The organism is Rhodococcus sp. C26F (assembly GCF_053345925.1).
Genome location: NZ_JBKFBA010000026.1, coordinates 48,489 through 73,148 on the forward strand (window position 1 = coordinate 48,489; position 24,660 = coordinate 73,148).

The 24,660-nt window shown below is 68.3% G+C and carries 21 protein-coding genes and 1 pseudogene; 12 read left to right on the forward strand and 10 right to left on the reverse strand.

Annotated elements, in window-relative coordinates; translation table 11 throughout:
• Positions 1-348: 348 nt before the first annotated feature.
• Both groL and ACLBYD_RS21565 read left to right on the forward strand, forming a co-directional pair.
• Positions 349-1,974, forward strand: a complete 1,626-nt coding sequence (groL, locus tag ACLBYD_RS21560; protein ID WP_016932760.1) for a chaperonin GroEL — start codon at positions 349-351, stop codon at positions 1,972-1,974.
• A 354-nt stretch (positions 1,975-2,328) separates the two neighbouring features.
• Complete coding sequence (locus tag ACLBYD_RS21565) at positions 2,329-3,348, forward strand: alpha/beta hydrolase (protein WP_447818034.1); 1,020 nt, start codon at positions 2,329-2,331, stop codon at positions 3,346-3,348.
• Between the two features lie 617 nt (positions 3,349-3,965).
• On the opposite strand, the gene ACLBYD_RS21570 is transcribed toward ACLBYD_RS21565, so the two are convergent.
• Positions 3,966-4,169: a PspC domain-containing protein gene (locus ACLBYD_RS21570; RefSeq protein WP_006553621.1), complete on the reverse strand. Its 204-nt coding sequence runs from the start codon at positions 4,167-4,169 to the stop codon at positions 3,966-3,968.
• A gap of 197 nt (positions 4,170-4,366) precedes the next feature.
• On the opposite strand from ACLBYD_RS21570, the gene ACLBYD_RS21575 reads away from it, so the two are divergent.
• The gene (locus ACLBYD_RS21575; RefSeq protein WP_447818036.1) at positions 4,367-5,215 is read left to right on the forward strand and encodes an NADPH-dependent oxidoreductase; all 849 of its coding nucleotides are present in this window, start codon (positions 4,367-4,369) and stop codon (positions 5,213-5,215) included.
• Between the two features lie 13 nt (positions 5,216-5,228).
• On the opposite strand, the gene ACLBYD_RS21580 is transcribed toward ACLBYD_RS21575, so the two are convergent.
• Positions 5,229-5,570, reverse strand: a complete 342-nt coding sequence (locus ACLBYD_RS21580) for a hypothetical protein (protein WP_447818037.1) — start codon at positions 5,568-5,570, stop codon at positions 5,229-5,231.
• Between the two features lie 167 nt (positions 5,571-5,737).
• Here ACLBYD_RS21580 and ACLBYD_RS21585 point away from each other — a divergent pair.
• A pseudogene (locus tag ACLBYD_RS21585) lies at positions 5,738-6,591 on the forward strand (alpha/beta hydrolase family protein).
• On the opposite strand, the gene ACLBYD_RS21590 reads toward ACLBYD_RS21585, so the two are convergent.
• Genes ACLBYD_RS21590 through ACLBYD_RS21605 form a run of 4 tightly spaced genes read right to left on the reverse strand, consistent with a single transcriptional unit; the run spans position 6,577 to position 11,121 of the window.
• Positions 6,577-8,433, reverse strand: a complete 1,857-nt coding sequence (locus tag ACLBYD_RS21590; RefSeq protein WP_447818038.1) for a TIM barrel protein — start codon at positions 8,431-8,433, stop codon at positions 6,577-6,579. The pseudogene ACLBYD_RS21585 and the gene ACLBYD_RS21590 sit on opposite strands and share 15 nt — an antisense overlap.
• On the reverse strand, positions 8,433-9,299 hold the full coding sequence (locus ACLBYD_RS21595) for a shikimate dehydrogenase (protein WP_447818039.1): 867 nt from the start codon (positions 9,297-9,299) through the stop codon (positions 8,433-8,435). Before ACLBYD_RS21595 ends, ACLBYD_RS21590 begins: the two co-directional genes overlap by 1 nt.
• Positions 9,296-9,766, reverse strand: a complete 471-nt coding sequence (gene aroQ, locus ACLBYD_RS21600) for a type II 3-dehydroquinate dehydratase (RefSeq protein ID WP_447818040.1) — start codon at positions 9,764-9,766, stop codon at positions 9,296-9,298. The genes ACLBYD_RS21595 and aroQ overlap by 4 nt, the downstream gene beginning before the upstream one ends.
• Complete coding sequence (locus tag ACLBYD_RS21605) at positions 9,763-11,121, reverse strand: MFS transporter (protein WP_447818041.1); 1,359 nt, start codon at positions 11,119-11,121, stop codon at positions 9,763-9,765. The genes aroQ and ACLBYD_RS21605 overlap by 4 nt, the downstream gene beginning before the upstream one ends.
• 100 nt (positions 11,122-11,221) lie before the next feature.
• Here ACLBYD_RS21605 and ACLBYD_RS21610 point away from each other — a divergent pair, with 100 nt between their 5' ends.
• On the forward strand, positions 11,222-12,226 hold the full coding sequence (locus ACLBYD_RS21610; protein WP_447818042.1) for a LacI family DNA-binding transcriptional regulator: 1,005 nt from the start codon (positions 11,222-11,224) through the stop codon (positions 12,224-12,226).
• 52 nt (positions 12,227-12,278) lie between these two features.
• Here the strand turns inward: ACLBYD_RS21610 and ACLBYD_RS21615 are convergent, their stop codons facing one another.
• A complete protein-coding gene (locus ACLBYD_RS21615) occupies positions 12,279-14,297 on the reverse strand; it encodes a prolyl oligopeptidase family serine peptidase (RefSeq protein WP_447818044.1) in 2,019 nt (672 codons plus the stop codon).
• Here ACLBYD_RS21615 and ACLBYD_RS21620 point away from each other — a divergent pair.
• Together ACLBYD_RS21620 and ACLBYD_RS21625 are read left to right on the forward strand one after the other, a co-directional pair.
• Entirely contained in the window at positions 14,296-15,630 is a 1,335-nt protein-coding gene (locus ACLBYD_RS21620; protein WP_447818045.1) for a wax ester/triacylglycerol synthase domain-containing protein, read from the forward strand. The two genes, ACLBYD_RS21615 and ACLBYD_RS21620, sit on opposite strands and share 2 nt — an antisense overlap.
• Positions 15,631-15,659: 29 nt before the next feature.
• Complete coding sequence (locus ACLBYD_RS21625) at positions 15,660-16,505, forward strand: SDR family oxidoreductase (protein ID WP_447818046.1); 846 nt, start codon at positions 15,660-15,662, stop codon at positions 16,503-16,505.
• 37 nt (positions 16,506-16,542) lie between these two features.
• On the opposite strand, the gene ACLBYD_RS21630 is transcribed toward ACLBYD_RS21625, so the two are convergent.
• The 3 genes from ACLBYD_RS21630 to ACLBYD_RS21640 form a co-directional block, all read right to left on the reverse strand.
• The gene (locus ACLBYD_RS21630; RefSeq protein ID WP_447818048.1) at positions 16,543-16,833 is read right to left on the reverse strand and encodes a hypothetical protein; all 291 of its coding nucleotides are present in this window, start codon (positions 16,831-16,833) and stop codon (positions 16,543-16,545) included.
• A 106-nt stretch (positions 16,834-16,939) separates the two neighbouring features.
• The gene (locus ACLBYD_RS21635) at positions 16,940-17,623 is read right to left on the reverse strand and encodes a hemerythrin domain-containing protein (protein WP_447818049.1); all 684 of its coding nucleotides are present in this window, start codon (positions 17,621-17,623) and stop codon (positions 16,940-16,942) included.
• A gap of 147 nt (positions 17,624-17,770) precedes the next feature.
• Positions 17,771-18,502, reverse strand: a complete 732-nt coding sequence (locus tag ACLBYD_RS21640) for a TetR/AcrR family transcriptional regulator (protein ID WP_447818050.1) — start codon at positions 18,500-18,502, stop codon at positions 17,771-17,773.
• A gap of 103 nt (positions 18,503-18,605) precedes the next feature.
• On the opposite strand from ACLBYD_RS21640, the gene ACLBYD_RS21645 reads away from it, so the two are divergent.
• The 5 genes from ACLBYD_RS21645 (at position 18,606) to ACLBYD_RS21665 (ending at position 24,632) form a co-directional block, all read left to right on the forward strand.
• A complete protein-coding gene (locus ACLBYD_RS21645) occupies positions 18,606-19,562 on the forward strand; it encodes an ABC transporter ATP-binding protein (RefSeq protein WP_447818060.1) in 957 nt (318 codons plus the stop codon).
• Complete coding sequence (locus ACLBYD_RS21650) at positions 19,559-20,380, forward strand: ABC transporter permease (protein WP_447818051.1); 822 nt, start codon at positions 19,559-19,561, stop codon at positions 20,378-20,380. The genes ACLBYD_RS21645 and ACLBYD_RS21650 overlap by 4 nt, the downstream gene beginning before the upstream one ends.
• 63 nt (positions 20,381-20,443) lie before the next feature.
• Complete coding sequence (gene lpdA, locus ACLBYD_RS21655; protein WP_059384716.1) at positions 20,444-21,847, forward strand: dihydrolipoyl dehydrogenase; 1,404 nt, start codon at positions 20,444-20,446, stop codon at positions 21,845-21,847.
• A gap of 222 nt (positions 21,848-22,069) precedes the next feature.
• Positions 22,070-23,167: a ferredoxin reductase gene (locus tag ACLBYD_RS21660; protein ID WP_447818052.1), complete on the forward strand. Its 1,098-nt coding sequence runs from the start codon at positions 22,070-22,072 to the stop codon at positions 23,165-23,167.
• Between the two features lie 28 nt (positions 23,168-23,195).
• Positions 23,196-24,632: a fatty acid desaturase family protein gene (locus tag ACLBYD_RS21665; protein ID WP_447818053.1), complete on the forward strand. Its 1,437-nt coding sequence runs from the start codon at positions 23,196-23,198 to the stop codon at positions 24,630-24,632.
• Positions 24,633-24,660 lie beyond the last annotated feature (28 nt).

Below are 24,660 nucleotides of genomic sequence, written 5' to 3' on the forward strand. Positions count from 1 at the left end.
AGTCGTTCGCGGTCAACACCGCGACGGGGCAGTGGTGCGCCGTGGGGGTCGGTTCGACGCCGCGCTGAGCGAGCGCCGCACCGATGATCCGGACGACCGTGTAGTCGGTCTTTCGCGGATTTCGTGACGGGGGTGGCGGGTGCCGGTAATCTTGCACTCGCCACCCCCGAGTGCTAAGAATGCACTTAGCACTCGCAACACGTGAGTGCCAGGTCGGTAGGGTGAGACCGGGTTTTCGACACCCCTGGTCGTCCGTCGCGGGCACTGCTTCCGGCCGAAGGCGTACATGGAGCGATCCGACGAGCGATCGCTCCGGTGTCACCCCCATACCCGGAGGATCACTTCGCAATGGCCAAGATCATCGCGTTCGACGAAGAGGCCCGTCGCGGCCTCGAGCGGGGCCTCAACAGCCTCGCCGACGCAGTCAAGGTGACGTTGGGCCCCAAGGGTCGCAACGTCGTTCTCGAGAAGAAGTGGGGCGCCCCCACGATCACCAACGATGGTGTGTCCATCGCCAAGGAGATCGAGCTCGAGGATCCGTACGAGAAGATCGGCGCCGAGCTGGTCAAGGAAGTTGCCAAGAAGACCGACGACGTCGCGGGTGACGGCACCACCACCGCTACCGTGCTCGCCCAGGCGCTCGTCCGCGAGGGTCTGCGCAACGTTGCTGCGGGCGCCAACCCCCTCGGCCTGAAGCGCGGCATCGAGAAGGCCGTCGAGGCCGTCACCGCCAAGCTGCTCGACACCGCCAAGGAGGTCGAGACCAAGGAGCAGATCGCCGCCACCGCAGGCATCTCCGCCGGCGACCCCGCGATCGGTGAGCTCATCGCCGAGGCCATCGACAAGGTGGGCAAGGAAGGCGTCATCACCGTCGAGGAGTCCAACACCTTCGGCCTCCAGCTCGAGCTGACCGAGGGCATGCGCTTCGACAAGGGCTACATTTCCCTCTACTTCGCCACCGACGCAGAGCGTCAGGAGGCCGTGCTCGAGGATCCCTACATCCTGCTCGTCAGCTCCAAGATCTCCACGGTCAAGGACCTGCTGCCGCTGCTCGAGAAGGTCATCCAGTCGGGCAAGCCGCTGCTGATCATCGCCGAGGACGTCGAGGGCGAGGCTCTGTCCACCCTGGTCCTCAACAAGATCCGCGGCACCTTCAAGTCGGTCGCCGTCAAGGCTCCGGGCTTCGGTGACCGCCGCAAGGCCCAGCTCGCCGACATCGCCATCCTCACCGGTGGCGAGGTCGTCAGCGAAGAGGTCGGCCTCTCCCTCGAGACCGCCGGCATCGAGCTGCTCGGCCAGGCCCGCAAGGTCGTCGTCACCAAGGACGAGACCACCATCGTCGAGGGCGCGGGCGATCCCGACGCCATCGCCGGTCGCGTCAACCAGATCCGCGCCGAGATCGAGGCGTCGGATTCGGACTACGACCGTGAGAAGCTGCAGGAGCGCCTCGCGAAGCTGGCCGGCGGCGTCGCCGTCATCAAGGCCGGTGCCGCGACCGAGGTCGAGCTCAAGGAGCGCAAGCACCGCATCGAGGACGCCGTCCGCAACGCGAAGGCTGCCGTCGAAGAGGGCATCGTCGCCGGTGGTGGCGTGGCCCTGCTGCAGGCCGCTCCGGTTCTCGACGACCTCAAGCTCGAGGGCGACGAGGCCACGGGTGCCAACATCGTCAAGGTCGCTCTCGAGGCGCCGCTGAAGCAGATCGCCTTCAACGCCGGCCTCGAGCCCGGCGTCGTCGCCGAGAAGGTCCGCAACCTCGAGGCCGGCCACGGCCTCAACGCTGCGACCGGCGACTACGAGGACCTGCTCGAAGCGGGCATCAACGACCCGGTCAAGGTCACCCGCTCGGCGCTGCAGAACGCTGCGTCGATCGCGGCTCTGTTCCTGACGACCGAGGCCGTCGTCGCCGACAAGCCGGAGAAGGCCGCCGCTCCCGCGGGCGACCCGACCGGCGGCATGGGCGGCATGGACTTCTGATCCGCCCCTGCGGGCGGAGAGGACTTCTGATCCGCCCCTGCGGGCGGAGAGGACTTCTGATCCGCCCCTGCGGGCGGAGAGGACTTCTGATCCGCCCCTGCGGGCGGAGAGGACTTCTGATCCAGCGCCCCTGAGCCACACGAGGCCCGATCCCACTCCGGTGGGGTCGGGCCTCGTGCTGTTCCCCGACGATTCCGGCCTCCGGTACGGAACGATCACATATTCGTTACGAAACGGGCTCCGCGGACGATGAATGTCACGAACGTGTCACTTCATCCGGTTCCGGAGGTTCGTACCGATCCGCAACCGGTCCGAGGGGCGCAGACAGACGGATCGACGAGGGGATGGAAGAATATGCGGTCGTCCTGGTTACGGCGGGTACTGCTCACGGTGGCGGTGGGAACGTCGATGATCCTCGCGGCTCCCGGAGGCGCTCTCGCGCAGTCGGTAGAAGCCGACGACCAGCGACCGGTGGGAGAGCTGACCTCTGTCGAGCACGAGAGCGACCGCACCGTCATCGCGAACGTCTACTCGCCGTCGATGGACAAGGTGATCCCCCTCCGGGTCCGGACGCCCGCCGACTCGAGCGAACCGCGTCCCACCCTCTACCTGCTCAACGGCTCGGGAGGCGGGCAGGGAATCGCCACCTGGGAGAAGCAGACCGACGTCGAGAACTTCTTCTCGGACAAGAACATCAACGTCGTCACGCCGCTCCTCGGCGGCTACAGCTACTACACCGATTGGCACAACGACGATCCCGCACTCGGCCGCAACATGTGGACGACCTTCCTGACGCACGAACTCCCGCCGGTCATCGACACGGAGTTCGGGACGTCGGGACGCAACGCGATTGCGGGTCTGTCGATGTCGGGGACGTCGGTGCTCGGCCTCGCCACGACGGCCCCCGAGCTGTACGAGGCGGTGGGGGCGTACAGCGGATGCGCCGAGACGAGCACGCCGCTGGGGCAGTCCTACGTGCAGGCCGTCGTACGCGTCAAGGGTGGCGACCCCGAGAACATGTGGGGCCCGGTCGGTGATCCGGCCTGGATCGAGAACGATCCCTACCTCCAGGCCGAGAAGCTCCGCGGTATCGACCTGTACATCTCGTCGGGTTCGGGTCTGCCCGGGCAGTACGAGCGGCTCGGATCGCGGTCGGTGAACAACGACCCGATCGGGCTCGTCGGGCAGGTGGTCGTCGGCGGCAGCATCGAGGCGGCGGTCCACCACTGCACCCAGCGGATGGCCCAGCGACTCGAGGAGTTGGACATCCCCGCCCGGATCGACCTGCGTCCGGCGGGTACGCACTCCTGGGACTACTGGGAGGACGATCTGCGCAACTCGTGGCCGCTTCTGTCGCAGGCGGTCGGACTGTAGAGGTCCCGGACAATCCACCGGAAATGCCCGATTCGATCCCGGTCGAATCGGGCATCGTCTTTCGGTCGTTATTCAACCGATAGATCGGTCGATTCGCCGTAATCGGTCGGCGAACGGGATGAATCGGGTCGAACGGAAATATCGAATTCAAACAGAAATAAATGGGTACGGACGTTCCGTTTTCTTTCCTTGACGCTGTGAGCTGGTCATATATGAGATCGTCCCAGCATCTCTGCGAGTGTGAATGTCATCACATCCGATTTGCGTATTCTCGGGTCGCGCAGGCACGTCGAGTGTGTTGAGAATTGATGCGAGCCCGACGGAATTCCGATCGGAATTCCGGGTAGGCGAAAAGCAATCGGACGAGACCCGTCCGGTATGTGATCGGACGAAGGAGATTCACATGGACGTCATCGAACTCATCGGCTCCGCCCTCGAACTGCTCGGCGGCACCGAACTGCTCGGCACCCTGCTCGAGACCGGCAGTGCCGTTCTCGGCCTCGGCCAGTAGTTCCTGCTGAGCTGAACAGCTGTGCCGCTGCCTCGCAGCGGAATACGACACCCCCGGCGGATCTCCGCCGGGGGTGTCGTCGTCTCGGCCGACCCCGTGATCCGGATCAGTTCTCGGGGATCAGCATCCACAGGGCGAGGTAGAGCAACACGGCGGTGCCGCCCGTGACGAAGGCTGCGAGGACTGCGCCTGCACGCACGAGGTTGAGGTCGACGTTGAAGTACTCGGCCAGTCCGGCGCACACACCACCGAGCATGCGCTGGGACGAGGAGCGGGTGAAGGGACGGGGAGCCTGGTTCTCGAAGTTCATGTATTCATCCTGTCGCCGTAACGGTCTCGGCACATCCGGGAACGGCCCGGATCTTCACCCTGATCTTCGTCTCGGGGTCGGTCGGACGAGCCGGCCCGGATAACGCTGAAATCATGCTGAGGGCAATGCTCGGCGGCCGGGACGCGAGGAGGCAGACTCGACCGTCGGTACTGCCGATCAGAAGGAGATCTCCCACCATGACCGACGTCGTCCTGGACGAACAGCTCGCCGCACTGCGCCGCAGATACGGCACCCGGGCCGCCGAGCAGGTAGCCGGCCGCGATGGTTCCGGCGCGTGGAACGACGTCATCGCTCTCCAACTGGCGCATCGCTCCGTGCGAAAGTTCCTTCCCGAGGCCGTCTCCGAGGACGATCTGCGCGCGATCGTGGCCGCGGCCTCCTCCGCCGCGAGCTCGAGTAACCTGCAGTTGTGGAGCGTCGTGGCCGTCACCGACCGCGACCGGCTCGCCCGGATCGCGACTCTCGCCGGCAACCAGCCGGCGGTGCGTGACGCTCCACTGCTGCTCGTGTGGGTGGCCGACCTCGCCCGCGCGGCGCGGGTCGCCGAGCGGCACGACAAGGACCTCGTCAATGTCGACTACGTGGAGTCCGCGCTGCTCGGGGTAGTCGATGCCGCGCTCGCCGCACAGAATGCGGTGCTCGCCGCGGAATCGCTCGGTCTCGGCACCGTCTACATCGGGGCCATCCGCAACCATCCGCGTGACGTGGCCGCAGAACTGGCTCTGCCCGACCACAGTTTCGCTGTGGTCGGGCTGGTGGTGGGCCGTCCCGATCCCGAGGTGGAGTCGGAGGTCAAGCCGCGGTTGGGTCAGGATGTGGTGCTGCATCGCGAGCAGTACTCGACCGAGGAACGGGATGCCGGCCTCGCCGCGTACGAGGAGGAGATCTCCGGCTTCTACCGCGATCAGGGTCTGGCGGAGAGCTGGGTCGAACGTGTACTCGGGCGCTTCGCGTCGCCCGGCGCGCTCGGGAGCAGGGAACAGATGCGGGAAGCTCTGCGGGAGCGCGGTTTCGGTCTGGACTGACCGCAGGGAGGCGTCAGCGGCACACGACCGTCAGGCCGACCCCGCGCCACACCTGACGTTCGACACGATCGAACTCGTTGTCGTCACTGTCGTATTCGTACTCGACCTCGGTCCGGTATCCCCGGTCGCGCTGAGCGGTCACGGTGCAGTCGCCGCCGGCGGAACCGGACCGGTTGACGATCGAGTACGGCACACCCTCCGCGGCGAGCACGGCGACCGCGGCCTGCTCGCTCATGCCGACCACACCGGGCGCGGGTTGTGCTGCGGCAGTTCCTGTTCCGAGCAGTACTGCGGTGGTGCCGAGCGACAGGACGGCTGCGGTCGCGAGACGGGAGCGGGTGGCAAGAGTACGCATGGGTTCCTCCGAAGGGGTGCTGGACCGGACATTTCGATCGTCCGCCGCGACCCGGCCCGAGCACATCCGGGCACGACCCCCATCCCGACCCTGAATTCCGGACTCGGGGTGGCAGGGACACTGGGAAACCGGCACCCGCCGCGTCCGGATCGGCCTAGTCTGGGCCGGTGGAGACCGTACCGATCCAGCTTCCCGGGGGCACCACGGCCCCGGTGCGCCTCTTCGCGGGACCCGACCACGAGCACGAGACACGTCGCGACGCCTCCCGCGCCGTCGTGGTGATCGTGCCGGGGCTCGGCATCCCGGCCGGTTACTACGAGCCGTTCGCGCAGGCGATCACCGAGCACGGATTCGACGCGGCGATCTGTGAACTGGCCGGCCAGGGCGACAGCCGTCCGAGGCCCGGACCCGACAGCACCTACGGCTACCACGAGATCGTCGCGACGCACTTCCCCGCTGTCTTCGAGGTGGTGCGGGAGCGCTTCCCCGACTCGACGCCGTACCTTCTCGGCCACTCCATGGGCGGCCAACTCGGGGTGCTCTACGCCGCGCGCATCCGCGGCCGGCTCGGCGGACTGATCCTCGTCACCTCGGGCACGCCCTACTACCGCCACCACGTGGGCATCCGCGGACCGGGACTGTGGCTCGGGTCGACGGCGATGTCGCTGACCGCCGCGGTGGCCGGTTTCTGGCCCGGCGACCGCATCGACGTCGCCGGTTTCGGCCGGCAGTCGCGCGTGCTGATCTCCGACTGGGCGCGACTGGCCCGCACCNGTTCGAACCGGCCGGTGCGGACATCGACTACGAGGAACGGGTCGGGCGTCTCACGCTGCCCGTCCTGTCGATCACGATCGAAGACGACGACCTCACCCCGGTCGCGTCGGCGCAGCACCTGCTCGAGAAGCTGCCCTCCGCCGACGTCGCCCGGTGGCACAACCCGCGGGCACTGGGCCACAACGGATGGATCCGCGACAACGACGACACCGTAGCGAAGATCGTGGCCTGGCTACGCGACCGCTGATCCGGCGCGGGCGGCCGCGGCGAGCCGGACGTGCGCGTTGGGGGAGCCGTATCCGGTGTAGCCGCCGCGCCGTTCGAGGAGTTCGACCTGGAAACCGCCCTGCACCGGGAGCGTGTAGGCGTGCAGGAATTCGCCGCCGTCGTCGTTGCGGTCGTAGAGCAGCCCGTTGTCCTGCAGGACGGCGAGCAGGCCGGGGTCGAGCACGAACCGCGCGTCGAGATCCGCGTAGTAGTTCGCGGGGGGTCGGAGGAACTCCACACCGCGTGCACGTGCGTGCCGTACCGAGTCGATGACGTCGGCCGTGGCGAAGGCCAGCTGGGTCACACCGTGCGGTTGTGGCGCAGCGCCGGTATCGGAGACGTTCAGCGCGACCCGCAGGTCACCCTTCTCCGCGCGCAGTGCGCGGATGCGCAGGCGGCCCTGCGGCTGGATGTACTCCTCGGGGTCTTCCGGCCGCAGTCCGAACAGGGTGCGGAAGAACGACAGCTCCTGGTTCAGATCGTCCGCCGCGACCGTCACGTCGACGTGGTCGAGACCGAGCCATCCCTCGTCGGCCGGGGGAGTGGCTGTGGCGTCGTCGGACACGAAAGTGCCCGGGGCGTCGCCGGACACGAAGTCGTTGTGCCAGTCGTCGGTCTGTCCCGGCTCGGCACTGACGAAGACGTGCAGACCGGAGGGAGAGGTGATGCCCGGCAGACCCGCTTCGCCCTCCCCTCGGGTGCGGTCGACCGCGGGCCACAGCAGATTCGCGGCGCGTTCGGCCACCGCGGCGACGTCGGGGGCGACGAGACCCAGCGCGGTCGCGGCGGGGCCCGGCGCGGGCTCCTCGTTGAGAACGACGTTCGCGCCGCCGTTGCGCCACCACACGACGGGCTTGCTGCGGTGCCGGCCGGCGACATGGAATCCGAGTCCGGTGAGCAGCGCCGGGTAGTCGGTGCGGTCGGGGTCGGCGAGTTCGACGAACGCCGCGTCGGTGCGCGCCGGAAGCGGCGGTGCGACCGTCACTTTCTCGCGTGCGGGCCCGGTGACCCGCGCACCGAGCCGGTCCTCGAGGAACAGCAGCGACCGCATCGCGTCGCGCGCGGTCACATGCGGATCCGCTTCGCGCACCACGTCGCTGAAGACCTCGAGCGAGAGCGGACCGTCGTAACCGGCGTCGAGCACGGCCGCGACCACCCCGGAGACGTCGAGCATGCCCTGCCCCGGGAAGCACCGGAAGTGGCGGCTCCATTCGAGGACGTTCATGTCGAGCACCGGGGCGTCGGCGACCTGCAGGAAGCCGATGCGCTCGCCGGGGATGCCGGCCAGGGCGCGTCCGTCGTCGCCGCGCGCGAGCATGTGGAAGGTGTCCACGGCCAGCGTCACGGCCGGGTGGTCGGCTCGTTCGACGAGATTCCACGCCTGCCCGACCCGGTTGACGTGACGTCCCCAGGCGAGGGCCTCGTAGGCGAAGGTGACCCCGTGCGAGGCGGCGAGATCGCCGACGGCGCGCAGCTGTTCGGCGGACAGTTCCGGATCGTCGATCGCGGTCGGCAGCGCGTTCGAGCACGCCAGGAAGGTCGTCGCGCCGAGCTCGTTCATCACCTCGAGCTTGCGGCGGACGCGGTGCAGGACGTCGGGGAACCGCCGCGGGTCGACGCCCTCGATGTCGCGGATCGGCTGGAACAGGTCGATCGACAGACCGAGATCGGCGCAGCGCCGGGCCACCTCGGCCGGTGACAGCGGCGACGCGATGAGGTCGTTGTCGAAGATCTCGATCCCGTCGAATCCTGCAGCGGCGATCGCGTCGAGTTTGTCGGCGAGAACACCGGAGAGCGAGACGGTGGCGATTCCGCGGCGCATCAGCTGGTCAACTCCTCGAAGTGTCGGACCATCCGTTCGGCGTCGGGTTCGACGCCTGTGAAGTACTCGAAGGCACCCACGGCCTGGAAGACGGCCATGCCGCCACCGGGCACCACCCGGCATCCGCGGGAGCGGGCGAGGTGGATCAGTTCGGTCTCGAGCGGGAAGTACACGACGTCGGAGACCCACAGGTCCTCGCGGACGAGTTCGGCGGGGACGGGCAGCCCGGGATGGCCGGTCATGCCCGTGGGGGTCGCGTTGACCAGACCCTGAGCCGACGCCAGAGCACCGGCGAGATCGGTGGTCGCGCGAACCCGGTCGTCGCCGAACCGCTTGGCCAGGCGGGTCGCGCAGGCCTGCGCCTTCTCGACGTCGACGTCGACAATGGACACGTGCGCGGAGCCCTGTTCGAGCAGCGCGTACCCGACGGCCGAACCGGCACCACCGGCCCCGACCAGCACGGCGCGGTCGGAGACTGCCTCGGGCATCCGGCGGCGGAACGCGCGTCCCCAGCCGGACCAGTCGGTGTTGCGGCCGATCGCGCGACCGTCCCGGAACACCACGGTGTTGACCGCGCCGAGATCGTGGGCGTCGTCGGACAACTCGTCGAGCAGGGGGATGACGACCTGCTTGAAGGGGTGCGTGATGTTGAGCCCGTCGAACCCGAAACGCTGTGCCCAGTCGAGCATCTCGGCCAGGTTCTCGGCGCCGTAGCCGAGGCGCTCGGCGTCGACGAGGCGGTAGGTCAGGTTCAGTCCCGAGGCGAAGCCCTCCCGTTCCTGCATGACCGGGGTGAGAGAACCGCCGATCCCGGCGCCGAACAGACCCAGCAGGAAGGACGTACGTGCGGGCACTGCGGTGGTCATCGGGAGCTTTCCTTCTTCTCGGTATCGAGTGCGAGTGCGGCCAGGTGACGGACGGCGAAGTCGTATCCGTCGGGGCCGCAGCCGGCGATGACGGCCTTCGCGACGGGAGCGACGTAGGAGCGGTGCCGGAACTCTTCGCGGGCGTGGACGTTGGTCAGGTGCACTTCCACGATCGGTGCCGCGACTGTGGCCAGCGCGTCGTGCAGCGCGACCGAGGTGTGCGTGTAGGCCGCGGCGTTGACGACGAAGCCGGCCGCCGATTCGCGTAGGTCGTGGATCGAATCGATCAGGGCGCCCTCGTGGTTGGTCTGCCGGAAGTCGATGTCGAAGCCCAGGTCGTCGGCGGTGCGGCGGCACGACTTCTCGATGTCCCCCAGTGTCGCGGTGCCGTAGAGACGGGGTTCGCGCTTGCCGAGCAGGTTGAGATTGGGTCCGTTGAGCACGGCGATGATGGGACGTGCACTCACGATGCGGCTCCGGCGGGGACCGGCGTGGTGTTCCGGTCGTGGGGGAGCAGGCCGATCTCACGGGTGGGGACCTTGTGGGTTCCGGACGGTCCGGTGGCCACCGCAATCAGCGAGATGACGACGGCGCCGACGCAGAACAGGGCCACGCGGTACCAGTTGTCGGCGTTGCCGTCCATGAGCGACCCTGCGATGGCCGGGGTGAAGCCGGCGAGCGCGAAGCCGAACTGGGTGCCGATCGCCATGCCCGACAGTCGGACACTGGTGGGGAAGTACTCGGCGTAGGTCGCGGGCCACACGGCGTTCGGCATGCTGTAGATCACGCCGGCGAGCAGGATGCCGGTGACGAGTACGAGCGGCACGTCGCCCCGCGAGATCGACCACAGGAAGGCCGTCACCATCACGGCGCTGCCGATCAGGCCGGAGACGAAGACCGGTTTGCGGCCGATGCGGTCGGACAGCATGGCCCACAGGGGGATGGTGCCCACGGCGATGATGTTGGCGACGATCGCCAGCCACAGCATCGTGGTGTCGCTGATGCCGATGCCGTATTCGTCGGCCGTGGCGAAGTTGAGGGCGAACACCTGGAAGGCCGTGTTCACCATGGCGATGAAGGCTGCGAAGAAGACCCGCAGGACGCCGGTCCAGTGGTGGCGGAAGAGCACGGCCAGCGGCGCCTTGGGTGCCTCGTCGTGAGCCTTTTCGGCGTGGAACTCGGGTGTCTCGTCGAGGCTGCGGCGGATGAGGAAACCGATCAGCACGATCACGGCGCTGATCCAGAAAGGCACGCGCCAGCCCCACGACTGCAACTGCTCCTCGGACAGCAGGGCGATCACCGGCAGGAACATGAGCGGTGCGAGCACCTGGCCGCCCTGCGTGCCGCTCAGCGTCCAGCTGGTGAAGAAACCGCGCCTGTCGTCGGGGGCGTGTTCGAACGACATGGAGTTCGCGCCGGCCTGCTCACCCGCGGCGGACAGTCCCTGGAGCAGTCGCAGCACGACCAGCAGGATCGGCGCGATCATGCCGACCTGTCCGTAGGTCGGCAGGCAACCGATGAGGAATGTCGAGACACCCATCAGCAGTAGCGTGCCGACGAGGATCAGTTTGCGGCCGAAGCGGTCGCCGATGTGGCCCATCAGGATGGAACCGAATGGGCGGGCGACGTAGGCGACGCCGAAGGTCGCGAGCGACGCGACGGTCGCGACCGCCTGGTTCCCCTCGGGGAAGAAGATCTTGGGGAAGACGAGCGCAGCGGCGGTGCCGTAGATCGCCAGGTCGTAGTACTCCAGTGCGCTGCCGCTCCACGCGGCGAGTGCCGCCTTGCGGGGCGTGCGCTGCACGGTGGTGTTTTCAGTCATCGGATGCCTCGGGGGTGGGTCTTCAGTATCGGATACAGGGACGGTAGGGGTGTGGCGCAGCACACGGCAATCGTTTGCCATTTTTTGCCATACTGTCCGTATGTCGGCCTCTCCGCGTTCACGGAAACGCGCCACCATCACCGATGTGGCCCGCGAGGCGGGGGTCGCGGCGTCCACGGTCTCCCGCGCCTTCACCCACCCGGGCCGGGTCCATGTCGCCACCCGGGATCACATCCTCGAGGTCGCCGACCGGCTCGGCTACGCACCCAACCCCGCGGCCCGCGCCCTCGAATCGGGACGCACCAACACCCTGGCGCTGCTGGTCCCCGACATCACGAACCCCTTCTTCTCGGGCGTGATCAAGGGGGCCGAGCGCGCCGCCGTCGCCTCCGGGCGGACTCTCGTCCTTGCCGACACGCAGGAGAGCGCGACCACTGAAGCGCACATCATCCGGCGCCTGGGGCCGGCCGTCGACGGCTTCGTCCTGGCGGCCGCGCGCATGCCCGACGACCAGCTCCGCCGCGTCGCGGAACTCGACGCCGTAACCCTCGTGAATCGCGCGATCCGCGGAATCTCCTGCGTCGTGGCCGATTACGAGACGGGCACGCGGCAGATCGTCGACCATCTCGCGTCGCTCGGGCACCGCTCGCTGCTGTTCCTCGGCGGCCCGCCCGAGTCGTGGTCGGGAGCGCGACGGTGGGCCGGTCTGCAGGCGGCGGCGCAGGCCCACGACATCGTGGTGCGTCGCTTCGGCCCGTACTCGCCGACGCTCGGAGGCGGTGCCGCCGCGGCCGATGCCGCCGTGGCAGCCGGCGCCACCGCGGTGGTGTGCCACAACGACATGCTCGCGATCGGGGTGCTGCGCCGGCTGCGCGAACGCGGGGTGTCCGTGCCCGGGCATGTGAGCGTGGTCGGTTTCGACAACATCTTCGGGTCCGACCTGTGTCAGCCGTCGCTCACGACGCTCGCCGAACGCACCGAGGACGCCGGGGCGCGAGCCATCGAGATGCTCGCCCGGCAGGCCTACGAGCGGGTCGCGGTGGCCGACGAACTCGTACTCCCGACCCAACTCGTCGTCCGCGAGTCCACCGGACCGTCGAGATGAGGGAGGTTGTGTGCGTCTTCTTCGACGGAAACGCACACAACCTCCCCGAAGTTCACCGGTCCGCGAGCTTGTCGGCCAGGAAGGTGAACGTCAACGCCGACTTGAACGCCGCCTGGGCGTTGTCGGCCGCGCCGCCGTGGCCGCCCTCGATGTTCTCGTAGTACCGGACCTCGTGACCCTGCTCCTCGAGCCGCGCCACCATCTTCCGCGCATGACCGGGGTGCACCCGGTCGTCGCGCGTCGACGTGGTGACGAGGATCGGCGGATAGTCGGCGTCCGGGTCGGTGTTCTGGTACGGCGAGTACTTCGACAGGAACTCCCACTCGGCGGGGTTGTCGGGGTCGCCGTACTCGGCCATCCACGACGCGCCGGCGAGCAGCAGGTGGTAGCGCTTCATGTCGAGCAGCGGCACCTGGCACACGATCGCCCCGAACAGTTCGGGATAGCGGGTGAGCATCACGCCCATGAGCAGACCGCCGTTGCTGCCGCCCTGAGTGCCGAGTTGCTCGGCCGTCGTGATCCCGCGCGCGACGAGATCCTTCGCGACCGCGGCGAAGTCCTCGAAGACCTTGTGCCGGTTCTCCTTCAGGGCCTGCGTGTGCCAGGTGGGTCCGTACTCGCCGCCACCGCGGATGTTCGCGATGACGTAGGTGTAGCCCTTCTCGAGCCACGCCCGCCCGACGCCGCCGCTGTAGGCCGGCACCATCGAGTTCTCGAACCCGCCGTATCCGTACAGCAGTGTGGGCGACTGGGCTCCGGTGTTGCTGCCGACCACGAAGTAAGGCACCTGCGTGCCGTCGTCGGACGTCGCGAAGAACTGCTCGACGGTGATGCCCTCGGCGTCGAAGAACGACGGGGCCTGCTTGATCGCCTCCACCGGGCCGCCGACCGTCCCCGACAGCAGGGTCGCAGGGATCGTGAAACCGCTGGAGTTGAGGAAGAAGTCGTCGCTGTTGAGCGGATCGACGTCGATGATCGAGGTCGACGTGGCATCGGGGATGCCGGGCAGCTCCTCGTCCGACCAGCCGTCCTCACCCGGCGTGAGCACCCGCACGCGGGTCTGCACGTCGCGCAGTGTGACGACGAGCAGGTGATTCTGCGTCCACGCGTACTGCTCGAGCGAGGTGTGCTCGTCCGGGGCGAAGAGCACCGTCACCTCGCGCGACCCGGTGAGGAAGGCCGGATAGTTCGCGGCCAGCAGGGTGCCGGCGGGATGGCCGAGCCATTCGGAGCGGGTGCGCACGAGCAGGTGGTCGCGGTACACGCTCACCCGCGCGTCGTCGGGAACATCCAGTTCGACGAGTTCGCCGTCCGCGGTGAGTTCGAAACGCTGCGTCCGGTAGAAGTCGATCGCGCGGTCGACGAAGCTGCGTTCGTAACCGGGAGTGTTGTCGTACCAGGCGGAGACGGCGACATCGGTGCGCTCACCTTCGAAGACCGTCTCGGCCTCCTCGATCGGGGTGCCGCGCCGCCATTTCTTCGCGAGTCGCGGATAACCCGAGTCGGTGAGTGATCCGTCGCCGAAATCGCTTCCCACGTAGACGGTGTCGGCGTCGATCCACCCGATGTCCGTCTTCGCCTCGGGCAGTTCGAAACTGTCCGGGCCCGAGACGAATCGCCGCTCGACGAGGTCGAACTCGCGGATCACACTCGCGTCGGCACCGCCGCGCGACAGGCTGATGAGCGCGCGCGTCTGATCGGGCCGCAGCACCTGGGCACCCGACCACACCCAGTTCTCGCCCTCCTCTGCGGCGACGGCGTCGAGGTCGACGAGGACGTCCCATTCGGGTTCGTCGCGCAGGTACTGCTCCATCGTCGTGCGACGCCACAGGCCGCGTACGTGCTCGGCGTCCCGCCAGTAGTTGTAGAGGTACTCGCCCCGCCGACGTGCATAGGGGATGCGGGCGTCGGTGTCGAGGATCTCGCGGATGCGGGATTCGAGGTCGGTGAAGCTCTCGGTGCGGGTGTACTCCTCGACCGTTCGGCCGTTCCGGGCACGCACCCAGTCGAGTTGTTCCTCGCCGGTGACGTCCTCGAGCCACAGGTACGGATCGGTCGTGTCGTCGCTCATGACCCATTCATACCCGCCCCGCACGTGCCGCGGGCGGCAGGCAGACTGTGACCTCGTGCAGATGCATCCGTCGGACGCGCGCCGGGAATGGCTTGGCGACCGCATCCCGAGCGACCTGTTCGCCCTCTACTGTTTCGACGCCCCCGCGGCTCCGGTTGGCGACGTGCTCGACGAGCTGCGGTCGCGGGCGACGGGGATGGGGGAGCTGCAGGTGCGGATGGTCGAGGTCCCCGCGGGTCTCGACTATCCCTACTGGGCCGCGCACACCCCTACCGAGGACCCGTTCGTCGTCCACGGATCCGGTAGCTACGAGCACATGCTCGACACGCTGTCCGGGCTCGTCGCGACCCGCGTCGACGTCACCGTCTCGCCGTGGCGACTGCACGTCTTCCCGCAGGTCACGGGAGCTCCGCGTGGGGACGGTCCCGCGCTCGTCGTCGTTCTGCAGATGTCGCACGCCTTCGCCGACGGGGTGCGCACCTCCGCGCTCGCCCGCGACCTGCTGGCGGGCACCGCGACTCCCACGACCCCGCCGCGTGCCCCTTCGCCCGTCGGGATGCTCGCGCGTGCCGTCCTGCGGCTGCCCTTCTCGATCCCGCGGGTGATCACCGACGGTCGACGGGCGGTGGAGGCGCAGCGTCGGCTCGCCGATCCGTCGATTCCGCAGCCGACACCGGGGAGGCCGCTGGTCGCCGTGAACACCGCACCCGGACCGTGCCGGACGGTCCGGACACTCGTGTTCGACGCAGCGGACCTGCGCCAGGTCGGCACGGTCACCGTGGGTGCGCTCACGGCCATCGGCGCCGCCCTGTCGGAATTCCTCGGCGTCGACGAACTGTCCGCAGAGGTTCCCGTGGCGGTGCCCGTCGGCACGGCCCGCAACAGCTACCGCAATGTCGGCGTCGACCTGCACTGCGCGATCCGCGACCCGCACGAACGTGCCGCGGCGATCGCCGCCGACCTGGCGTTGCAGCGGATCCGCGCGCGGCACCCCGCCATGGCGATCCGGGCCCGCACCGACGACCACGTCCCGGCGCCGCTGCTGCGATTCGGCACCGACCGACTCGATCTGTCGGTCGTCCCGCCCACCGTCACCGGAAACACCGTCGTCTCCAGCGTCGACCGCGGGCCGGCCGACCTGGAACTCGGCGGCGGACGGGTGCGGTTCACCTCCGGCTTCCCCGGCCTGTCGCCCGTGCAGGCACTCACCCACGGCGTGCACGGGATCGGCGACACCGTCACCTTGTCGGTGACGACCTCCCCGGACGTCCTCGACGCGGCAGGTCTCGCTCGGTACGTCTCCCTGCTGCACGAGGCGGTCGCCTCGCTGTAACGTGCCCGAATCCAACGATGGAGGGGCACATGGCGGTATATGCGGTGACGGGTGCCGCGTCGGGAATGGGCCGGGCGAGCGCGGAGCGGCTGCGGGCCGCGGGGCACACGGTGATCGGCATCGATTTGAAGGACACCGAGGTCACGGCGGACCTGTCCACTCCGGAGGGCCGTTCCCACGCCGTCCGGGCCACGCTCGAGCTGGCGGGCAGCCGTCTCGACGGTGCCGTGCTCGCCGCGGGCCTGGGCCCCGCCCCCGGCAAGGAGAAGATCATCGCGCAGGTCAACGTGCGCGGCGTGATCGACCTGCTCGTCGGCTGGCGACCGGCTCTGGCCGCCTCCGCGAACAGCAAGGTCGTGGTGTTCGGCTCCAATTCGACGACCACGACTCCCGGCGTGCCGAACTCGGCGGTGAAGGCCTTCCTCGCCGGCGACATGGACAAGGGCATCGCGCGCACCACGCGCATCCCGCAGGCGGGTCCGCCGTTCACCTACGCGGCGTCGAAGATCGCCGTGACCCGATGGGCGCGACGCGCCGCGGTCGGCCCCGAGTGGGCGGGTGCCGGCATCCGCCTCAACATCCTCGCGCCCGGAGCGATCTCCACCCCGCTGCTCGACGCGCAACTCGAAAGCCCGCTCAAGAAGGCGGTGGAGAGCTTCCCCGTTCCGCTCGGCGGCTTCGGGAAGCCCGACGAGATCGCGCAGTGGGTCGAATTCATGCTGTCGCCGGCGGCGGACTTCATGACGGGCAGTGTGGTGGTGGTCGACGGCGGCACCGAGGCGTACTTCCGTCCCGACGACTGGCCGATTCGGGTCCCGTTCCGGTCGATCCCGCGCTACCTGCTCGGCATGCGCAGGTTCGGGCGCCGCAAGTGAGGGTCCGCGCAGTGCGGACCCTCACCGCGCTCCCGTATCAGGCGAAGTAGTCGCCGAAACCGTAGATCGCGTCGAACGCGCTGGTGGGCAATACATCCACCGCGTTCACGCGGTAGGACGAGTACGAGTCCTGCATCAGGTCGCGCACGAACCCCAGGGCGTGGATCGCGTCGACGGCGTCGACGGTGATGATGAGCTGGGCGCAACCGTTATCGCGGCGGCCCACCGCCCCGTGGTGCGGGACGATCGGTTCGATGAGGTCGACGGTCTCGTCGTCGGTCAGGAGATCGAGGTCGGCGTCGATTTCGATCATTGCGTTGTATTCCATGTGGGTTCTCCCGTGTCGAACACCCGAGCGGCCTCGCGCCGCGCGGGTTGATCTCGACGGGGAACACGCACGGCGACATCATGCCCGAACCGGATGACACACGCCATCATCCGACCGGAGGACGGTCGGGCCGGCCGAACACCGCGCGCTCACGGCGTCGCTGCCGGCGGGAGAAAACCGCGACCATCAGTCGCACCGGAAACGGCAGTTCGCGGCGGACCCGCTCGGTCTCCTCCGCGGTCATCACGGCGAAGAAGCGGGTGAGGTCGAAGTCGGCCCGGCCACCGCGCTGGGCGTCCTTCTCGAACCGCTGCCATGCGTCGGCGGAGACGTGCCCGGTGATGAGCGGGAAGACCGACCGTTCCTCGTCCGCGATGTGCTCGTGGAGATGCTCGCTCAGTGTTCGGAGTGTGCGCGCGAAGCCGGCCACCGCTGCGGGGTCGGGGAGCGCACGGGTGAACTCGCCGAGCTCGTCGAGGAGCGGGTCGAGTTCGTCGTGGTCGTCGGTGAGTTCGATGAAGTCGACGTGGCGGCCGGCCGACGCGGCGATCAGCGGCCAGAGCGCGAGGTCCTCCACGTTGTGATGGTGGTGGAGACTCGCGACGAACAATCCGACGTAGTCGGCGGTCGCCGCGTAGCGGGCCCTGTCGAAGCTCGACGGATCCGCGAGCATGCGGTCGGCCAGTTCGCGGAGCCGGGTGACATCGCGGAGGATCACGCGGTGTGCGAGACGCATTCCGAGCAGGTCGTCGTCGGTGGTGAGGCGCGGGATGAGGGATGCGGAAGTCATGCCGGTAGCGTGCGCGGCCGGACTTGGAACCCACTTGGTGCCGAGAGGACGCCGAGATCGTCGCGCACCAAGTGGTCACCAAGAATGTCTCCGCACGCCCGGTCCATGATCATCACTCCGACACGCGTGAGAGCTCTGCGGCCGAGGTCAGCGAGTCGGCGCGATGCCGAACAGGAGCGCGTCGATGCCGGCGCGGAACGCACGGTCGTTCGCGTCGGTACCGCCGTCCGAAGCGCTGTCGCTGTCGCCGTCCGGATCGGCGGCGTCCCCCGCGGTCCCTCCGGCGGACGCGCCGGTCATCAGGGCGGTGAGATGCGGGTAGTCGCCGTGCTCGAGCATCGCGGCGATGTGCGCGGCTCCGCCGCCGGCCGCCCCCGCCGACATCCCGGCGGCCTCCTGCACGGCGAAGTTGGTGATCCATCCCGACAGCAGGGCGACCCCCGTCATCGTCGCGGTCGGGTCGAGTCCGGCAGGGGCGAGCGCGCCGACGAGGTGGTCGAGATACCGCATCGAGTTCGGGCCGAGCGTCGATGCCGTGACCTGGCTCAGCCAAGGATGCCGGCGGTGGATTGCGCGGGACTGTTCGGCGACGTCGAGTACGTCGGCGCGCACGTCACCGGTCAGCGGAGTGAAGCGGTATTCGGCGCCGGCCCGGTCGACCATGAGGTCCACGAGATCGGTCTTGCCGGAGACGTAGCGGTAGAGCGACGCGGGGGCGGTACCGAGGGCGTCGGCGAGCCTGCGCATGGACAGGGCGCGGATGCCGTCCTCGTCGGCGAGCCGCACGCACGCGTCTGCGAGCTGGTCGAGCGTGTAGGCCGGTCGCGGGCCGGGGCGCCCCGTGTCGGACCGCAGCCAGATCGAGTCGGAGACCGTCATGCAGGACAGCATGCCTCCTCGAACGGGTTGCGAACGATGTTCGCAGATGCGTACCCTCGAACTGCGAACGTTGTTCCCAGTCGAGAGGTGGATCGTGACCGAGATGGCACTCGAGGCGGAAGGCCTCAGCCGGGCGTTCGGCGACCGCACCGTCGTCGACGACGTCCACCTGCGCGTCCCGCCGGGGCGCGTCCATGCGCTCCTCGGTCCGAACGGATCGGGGAAGACCACCACGGTGCGGATGCTCGCCACCCTGCTGCGGCCCACGGCCGGACGTGCCCGCGTACGCGGCTTCGATGTGGTGCACGACGCGACCCGCGTGAAGCGCTGCATCGGCTTCGTCGGTCAGTACCATGCGGTGGATCTGCGGCTGACCGGTGTCGAGAACCTGATGATCGTCGCTCGCCTGCACGGTCTGGGCGGCCGCGCCGCCCACGCCCGTGCGATCGAACTGCTCGACCGCTTCGGTCTGGCCGAGGCTGCGAACCGGCAGGCGAGCACCTACTCCGGCGGCATGCGCCGGCGGCTGGATCTGCTCGCCGGGATGCTCGTGCGACCCGACGTGCTCTTCCTCGACGAACCGACCACCGGTCTCGATCCGAGCAGTCGGAGCGAGATCTACGGGATGGTCGGCGAACTGGTCGCCAAGGGCACCGCGGTCCTGCTCACCACGCAGTATCTCGACGAGGCCGACCGGCTCGCCGACGACATCACGATCCTCGACGCCGGCCGGACGATCGCGACCGGCACTCCCGCCGAGATCAAGGAGGCGGTCGGCTCCGGACTCGACCTCGTCCTGCCCGGTGCCGCCCACGTCGACGAGGCCGTCGCCGTCATCGGCGCATTCGGCCTGCGCCACACCGGCGTCCGGAAGCCGGGGGAGAACGGCTCGGTCCGGCTGTCCTTCACGACCGATGCCCACTCGGTGCCGCTGCTGCCGGTGCTGCGCGCCCTCGACGACGCGGGTGTCCCCGTCGACGACATCGGCCGTCGCCGCGTCGGTCTCGACGAGGCATTCCTGACCCTGACCGGACGCGAGCGAATCGAGGAGTCCGCATGACCACCCTCCACGAGTCCGGCCACGGCAGTTCTGCCCTCACCGGCACCCGGACGTTGCTTCATCGCGTCCTGCTGACCTACCGGCACTCGCCGGCCCTGCTGTTCGTCACCCTCGCCGCACCGCTGGGGATGATGCTGCTCTTCGGATTCGTCTTCGCCGGCGCCCTGTCCGGCGGCGAGGGCGCCGCCTACCGTGCATACCTGATGCCGGGCGTGCTCGTCCTCGTGGCGGCCATGGGCCTCGCGACCACCGCCGCCACCGCCAACGCCGACATGCGCAGCGGACTGTCGGATCGCTTCCGGACCCTGCCCACCTCGCCGGTGGCCGCGCCCGCCGGGCTCGCCTTCGCCGAGACCCTGACCTGTGCGGTCACGCTGGCGCCGATGGTCGGCATCGGATATCTCGTCGGCTGGCGGATCGAAGCGGGCGCCGGGGAGATCGCCCTCGCCGCGCTGGTGCTGCTGTTGTTCCGGTTCGCGCTCTCGTGGGTAGGTGTGTGGCTCGGCGTCTCGATCCGTGACGAACAGGTCCTGCAGCAGTGCGCACCCATGATCTTCGGCACGATCATGTTCTCGAACATCTTCGTGCCCACCGACACGATGCCCGTGGTGGTGCGGCAGATCGCGGAGTGGAATCCCATCAGTGCCGTCGTGGGTGCGCTGCGCGAGCTGCTCTCGGCGTCCGCGCCGGTACCCGCGGATGCGGCGTGGCCTCTGCACCATCCGGTGTGGTCGGCGTTCGGCTGGTGTGTCGTGCTGCTCGCCGTGACGGTCCCGCTCGCCGTGCGCCGATACACGGCCGATCACCGGATCCGGTAGCTACCGGTCGGTAACCGGACCATCGGCAGACACCGGAATCGGGCGGGACTACCCTGTATATCCGTGACCTCACACTATGACGTCGTTGTCCTCGGAGCCGGTCCCGGTGGGTACGTCGCTGCTATCCGCGCGGCACAGCTGGGACTGAGCACCGCCATCATCGAGCAGAAGTACTGGGGTGGTGTCTGCCTGAACGTCGGCTGCATCCCCTCCAAGGCACTTCTCCGCAACGCCGAGCTGGCACATCTCTTCAACAAAGAGGCCAAGACCTTCGGCATCTCGGGAGACGTGTCCTTCGACTTCGGTGCCGCCTACGACCGCAGCCGCAAGGTCGCGGACGGGCGCACCAAGGGCGTGCACTTCCTCATGAAGAAGAACAAGATCACCGAATACGACGGTAAGGGCTCGTTCGTCGACGCCAAGACCATCGAGGTGGCCCTCACCAAGGGCGGCACCGAACAGGTGACCTTCGACAACGTCATCATCGCCACCGGCTCCGTCACCAAGCTGCTGCCGGGCACCGAGCTCAGCGACAACGTCGTCACCTACGAGGAGCAGATCCTCACCCGCGACCTCCCCGAGTCCATCGTCATCGTCGGTGCCGGCGCCATCGGCATGGAGTTCGGCTACGTCCTGAAGAACTACGGGGTCGACGTCACCATCGTCGAGTTCCTCGACCGCGCACTGCCCAACGAGGACGCCGACGTCTCCAAGGAGATCGCCAAGGCGTACAAGAAGCTCGGCATCACCATCAAGACCGGTGCCGCCGTGCAGAAGATCTCGGACGACGGTTCGAAGGTGACCGTCGAGATCAAGGACAACAAGTCCGGCAACGTCGAGACCGTCACGGTCGACAAGGTGCTGCAGTCGGTCGGCTTCGCGCCGCGCGTCGAGGGCTACGGCCTCGAGAACACCGGCGTCGAGCTCACCGACCGCGGTGCCATCGCGATCGACGAGCGCATGCGCACCAACGTCAAGGGCATCTACGCCATCGGCGACGTCACCGCGAAGCTTCAGCTCGCGCACGTCGCGGAGGCGCAGGCCGTGGTCGCGGCCGAGACCATCGGCGGTGCCGAGACCCTCGAGCTCGGCGACTACCGCATGATGCCGCGTGCGACCTTCTGCCAGCCGCAGGTCGCCTCCTTCGGTCTCACCGAGGAGCAGGCGAAGGCCGAGGGCTACGACGTGAAGGTCGCGACCTTCCCGTTCACCGCCAACGGCAAGGCGCACGGTCTGGGCGATCCCAACGGCTTCGTCAAGCTCATCGCCGACAAGACCCACGGTGAGCTCATCGGCGGCCACCTCATCGGCCCCGACGTCTCGGAGCTGCTGCCCGAGCTGACCCTGGCCCAGAAGTGGGACCTTACGGTCAACGAGCTCGCGCGCAACGTCCACACGCACCCGACTCTGAGCGAGGCGCTGCAGGAGGCCATCCACGGTCTCGCAGGACACATGATCAACTTCTGAGGATGCGGGGCCGACCCGAGACCCCGCGTTCACCCTTCTTCCGTGTGGGCGGATCCCCGCTCGGATGTACCGGCTCAGCCCGTGACGACTCGACCGTCGTCGCGGGCTGACGTCGTTCCGCTGTGGTCGTCGCCGGAAAGGCCGTGGCCGCATCGTGATCGCCGCTCCCACAGCGGGAGCGAATCGGCACGTACGGCGTGTACGTACGCGTAGTGTGACGCCATGGCGGAACGCGGCGCTCGCCCACACGTGCACCCGGTTCGGAGATGGTTGCTGCGCACGGTGCGGCACCTGTTCACACCTCTGCGGCCCGACGACTATCTCGAGATGATCAACCCGCTCTGGACGACCCGCGAACTGCGCGGCCGTGTGGAGCGGGTCGTCCCCGAGGGCGGCGACGCCGCATCGGTGCTCATCCGCCCGGCCTACGAGTGGCGCGGGCACGAGCCGGGCCAGTACGTGCGGCTCGGGGTGATCATCGACGGGGTCTACCACTGGCGCGCGTACTCGCTCACCTCCGACCCCGATCCGGTCGACGGGCTCATCAGCGTCACACCCAAACTCGTCGAGAACGGCGTGGTCTCGCCGTACCTGGTCCGCAAACTCGAGCCCGGCGACATCGTCCGCCTCGGTGAGGTCGAGGGCGTGTTCACCCTGCCCGACCCGCTGCCCGCGAAGATGCTGTTCATCAGCGCGGGCAGCGGGATCACGCCGATCATGAGCATGCTGCGCAGCCTCGACCACCGCGACCGCATCGACGACGTCGTCGTCGTGCATTCCGCCCACACCGAGGACGAGGTGATCTTCGGCTCGACCCTGCGCGACCTCGACGAGCGGCATCCCGGAATGCGTCTCGAGCTGTGGCTCAGCGGCGACCGCGGCCGCATCACCCCCGACGACCTCGACGATCTGTGCCCCGACTGGCGCGAACGCGACGCTTTCTGCTCGGGCCCGCGCGACCTGCTCGACGCCCTCGAAGAACGCTGGGACGAACACGGTGATCCCGAAAGATTCCACCTCGAACGTTTCCAGCCGATCATCGGTGGGAATGCCGGGAGCGGCGAGGGCGGCACCATCCACTTCCTCGACAGCGAGAAAGAGGTGGAGTGCGACGGGGGAACACCCATCCTGGTCGCAGGCGAGAACGCCGGCCTGAAGTTGCCGTACGGCTGCCGTATCGGCATCTGCCACACGTGCGTCGGAACGCTGAAATCCGGGCAACTCCGGGACCTGCGGACCGACGAGGTGAGCGAGCCCACCGGGGCTGCGGTGCGTACCTGCATCCACACCGCGGAGGGTGACATCGAAATAGAACTGTGAAGCAACCGGCTTCGAAGCAGGGGGCGTCGTGACGAGAAGCATCGACAGGACCGACACCGGGACGCGGGAACCACAGAGTCCGCTCGCGCATCTGAGCGACGACGATCTCGAGCAGATCGCCAAGGAGTTCGACGCCATCCACGACGAGGTGTACTCGAGTCTCGGCGACAAGGACCGGCAGTACATCAAGAACGTCATCGCCGCGCAGCGGCAGTTGGTCGTCGCGGGGCGGGTACTGCTCTTCGCGTCGTCGTACAAGCCCGCATGGGTGGCCGGGACGGCCTGTCTCGGAGTGGCGAAGATCCTCGAGAACATGGAGATCGGCCACAACGTCATGCACGGCCAGTGGGACTGGATGAACGATCCGGACATCCACTCGTCGGTGTGGGACTGGGACACCGCCTCCACCGCGGAGGCGTGGAAGCACTCGCACAACTACATCCACCACACGTTCACGAACATCCGCGGTCTCGACAAGGATCTCGGCTACGAGATCATGCGGATCGACCCGCACCAGAAGTGGCACCCCGTCTACCTGGCGCAACCTCTCTACAACGCGCTGCTCACCGTGCTCTTCGAATGGGGTGTGGCGCTGCACGACCTCGACCTCGAGGCGTTGTGGGCCGGCGAGAAGTCGACCGGTCAGGTGATCGAGGAGCTGAAGGGCATCTTCGGCAAGGCCCGCGCGCAGTTCGTCAAGGACTACGTCGGCTGGCCGCTGGTGAGCGCCGCGCTGTTCGGTCTCGCGCAGGTCGCGCTGCAGGGCCGGTTGCCCCAGCCGAAGACCTCGCGTCTGGGCAGGCGACTGCGGTCGATGAGCAAGGGACCGATGGGCGAGGGTCGGTCCGGGAAGTTTCGTACCGCAGCCCATCTCGCCGACCGGTATCTGCCCGGTGTCGAGAAGACCTTCCTCGCGACGGTTCTCGCCGACATCACGGCCAACATCATCCGCAACGTGTGGGCGCACGCGATCATCTTCTGCGGGCACTTCCCGGACCAGACCTATACCTTCTCGAAGAAGGAGGTCGAGAACGAGTCGCGTGGAGGGTGGTACGTGCGGCAGCTCGTCGGCGCCGCGAACATCGAAGGCACCCCGCTGTTCCACATCCTCAGCGGCAATCTCGGCTACCAGGTGGAGCATCACCTGTTCCCCGACATGCCGAGCACCCGTTACGCGGAGGTCGCGCCGAAGGTCAAGGACATCTGCGAGCGTTACGAACTGCCCTACAACTCGGGCCGATTGGGCAAGCAGTGGTTCATGGTGCACCGCACCATCGCCCGGCTCGCCTTCCCGGGCGGCAAGCCCCGTCCGAAGCCCGGACCGTATCGTCGTTCGCAGGACCCCGCCGGCGGTCCCGTTCCCAGCGAGGCCGCACGGTTCCGCGACCGTCTGCCCGCCGACCATCCCGACGCCGGACCGGAACACGAGGGCGGCGGCGTGAAGGTCGATCCGCCACCCCGCTGATCACGTCGTCCGGTGCGCAGTTCTCGTC

Excerpts from the sequence above, each read along its gene's own strand:
- ACLBYD_RS21615 (WP_447818044.1), bottom strand. The coding sequence starts at position 14,297 with ATGAGCGACGACACGACCGATCCGTACCTGTGGCTCGAGGACGTCACC.
- ACLBYD_RS21640 (WP_447818050.1), bottom strand. The coding sequence starts at position 18,502 with ATGACGGTCTCCGACTCGATCTGGCTGCGGTCCGACACGGGGCGCCCC.
- ACLBYD_RS21565 (WP_447818034.1), top strand. The coding sequence starts at position 2,329 with ATGCGGTCGTCCTGGTTACGGCGGGTACTGCTCACGGTGGCGGTGGGA.
- ACLBYD_RS21575 (WP_447818036.1), top strand. The coding sequence starts at position 4,367 with ATGACCGACGTCGTCCTGGACGAACAGCTCGCCGCACTGCGCCGCAGA.
- ACLBYD_RS21590 (WP_447818038.1), bottom strand. The coding sequence starts at position 8,433 with ATGCGCCGCGGAATCGCCACCGTCTCGCTCTCCGGTGTTCTCGCCGAC.
- ACLBYD_RS21610 (WP_447818042.1), top strand. The coding sequence starts at position 11,222 with ATGTCGGCCTCTCCGCGTTCACGGAAACGCGCCACCATCACCGATGTG.
- ACLBYD_RS21630 (WP_447818048.1), bottom strand. The coding sequence starts at position 16,833 with ATGGAATACAACGCAATGATCGAAATCGACGCCGACCTCGATCTCCTG.
- ACLBYD_RS21625 (WP_447818046.1), top strand. The coding sequence starts at position 15,660 with ATGGCGGTATATGCGGTGACGGGTGCCGCGTCGGGAATGGGCCGGGCG.
- ACLBYD_RS21645 (WP_447818060.1), top strand. The coding sequence starts at position 18,606 with ATGGCACTCGAGGCGGAAGGCCTCAGCCGGGCGTTCGGCGACCGCACC.
- ACLBYD_RS21605 (WP_447818041.1), bottom strand. The coding sequence starts at position 11,121 with ATGACTGAAAACACCACCGTGCAGCGCACGCCCCGCAAGGCGGCACTC.
- ACLBYD_RS21580 (WP_447818037.1), bottom strand. The coding sequence starts at position 5,570 with ATGCGTACTCTTGCCACCCGCTCCCGTCTCGCGACCGCAGCCGTCCTG.
- ACLBYD_RS21570 (WP_006553621.1), bottom strand. The coding sequence starts at position 4,169 with ATGAACTTCGAGAACCAGGCTCCCCGTCCCTTCACCCGCTCCTCGTCC.
- ACLBYD_RS21620 (WP_447818045.1), top strand. The coding sequence starts at position 14,296 with ATGACCCATTCATACCCGCCCCGCACGTGCCGCGGGCGGCAGGCAGAC.
- ACLBYD_RS21635 (WP_447818049.1), bottom strand. The coding sequence starts at position 17,623 with ATGACTTCCGCATCCCTCATCCCGCGCCTCACCACCGACGACGACCTG.
- groL (WP_016932760.1), top strand. The coding sequence starts at position 349 with ATGGCCAAGATCATCGCGTTCGACGAAGAGGCCCGTCGCGGCCTCGAG.
- ACLBYD_RS21650 (WP_447818051.1), top strand. The coding sequence starts at position 19,559 with ATGACCACCCTCCACGAGTCCGGCCACGGCAGTTCTGCCCTCACCGGC.
- ACLBYD_RS21595 (WP_447818039.1), bottom strand. The coding sequence starts at position 9,299 with ATGACCACCGCAGTGCCCGCACGTACGTCCTTCCTGCTGGGTCTGTTC.
- ACLBYD_RS21660 (WP_447818052.1), top strand. The coding sequence starts at position 22,070 with ATGGCGGAACGCGGCGCTCGCCCACACGTGCACCCGGTTCGGAGATGG.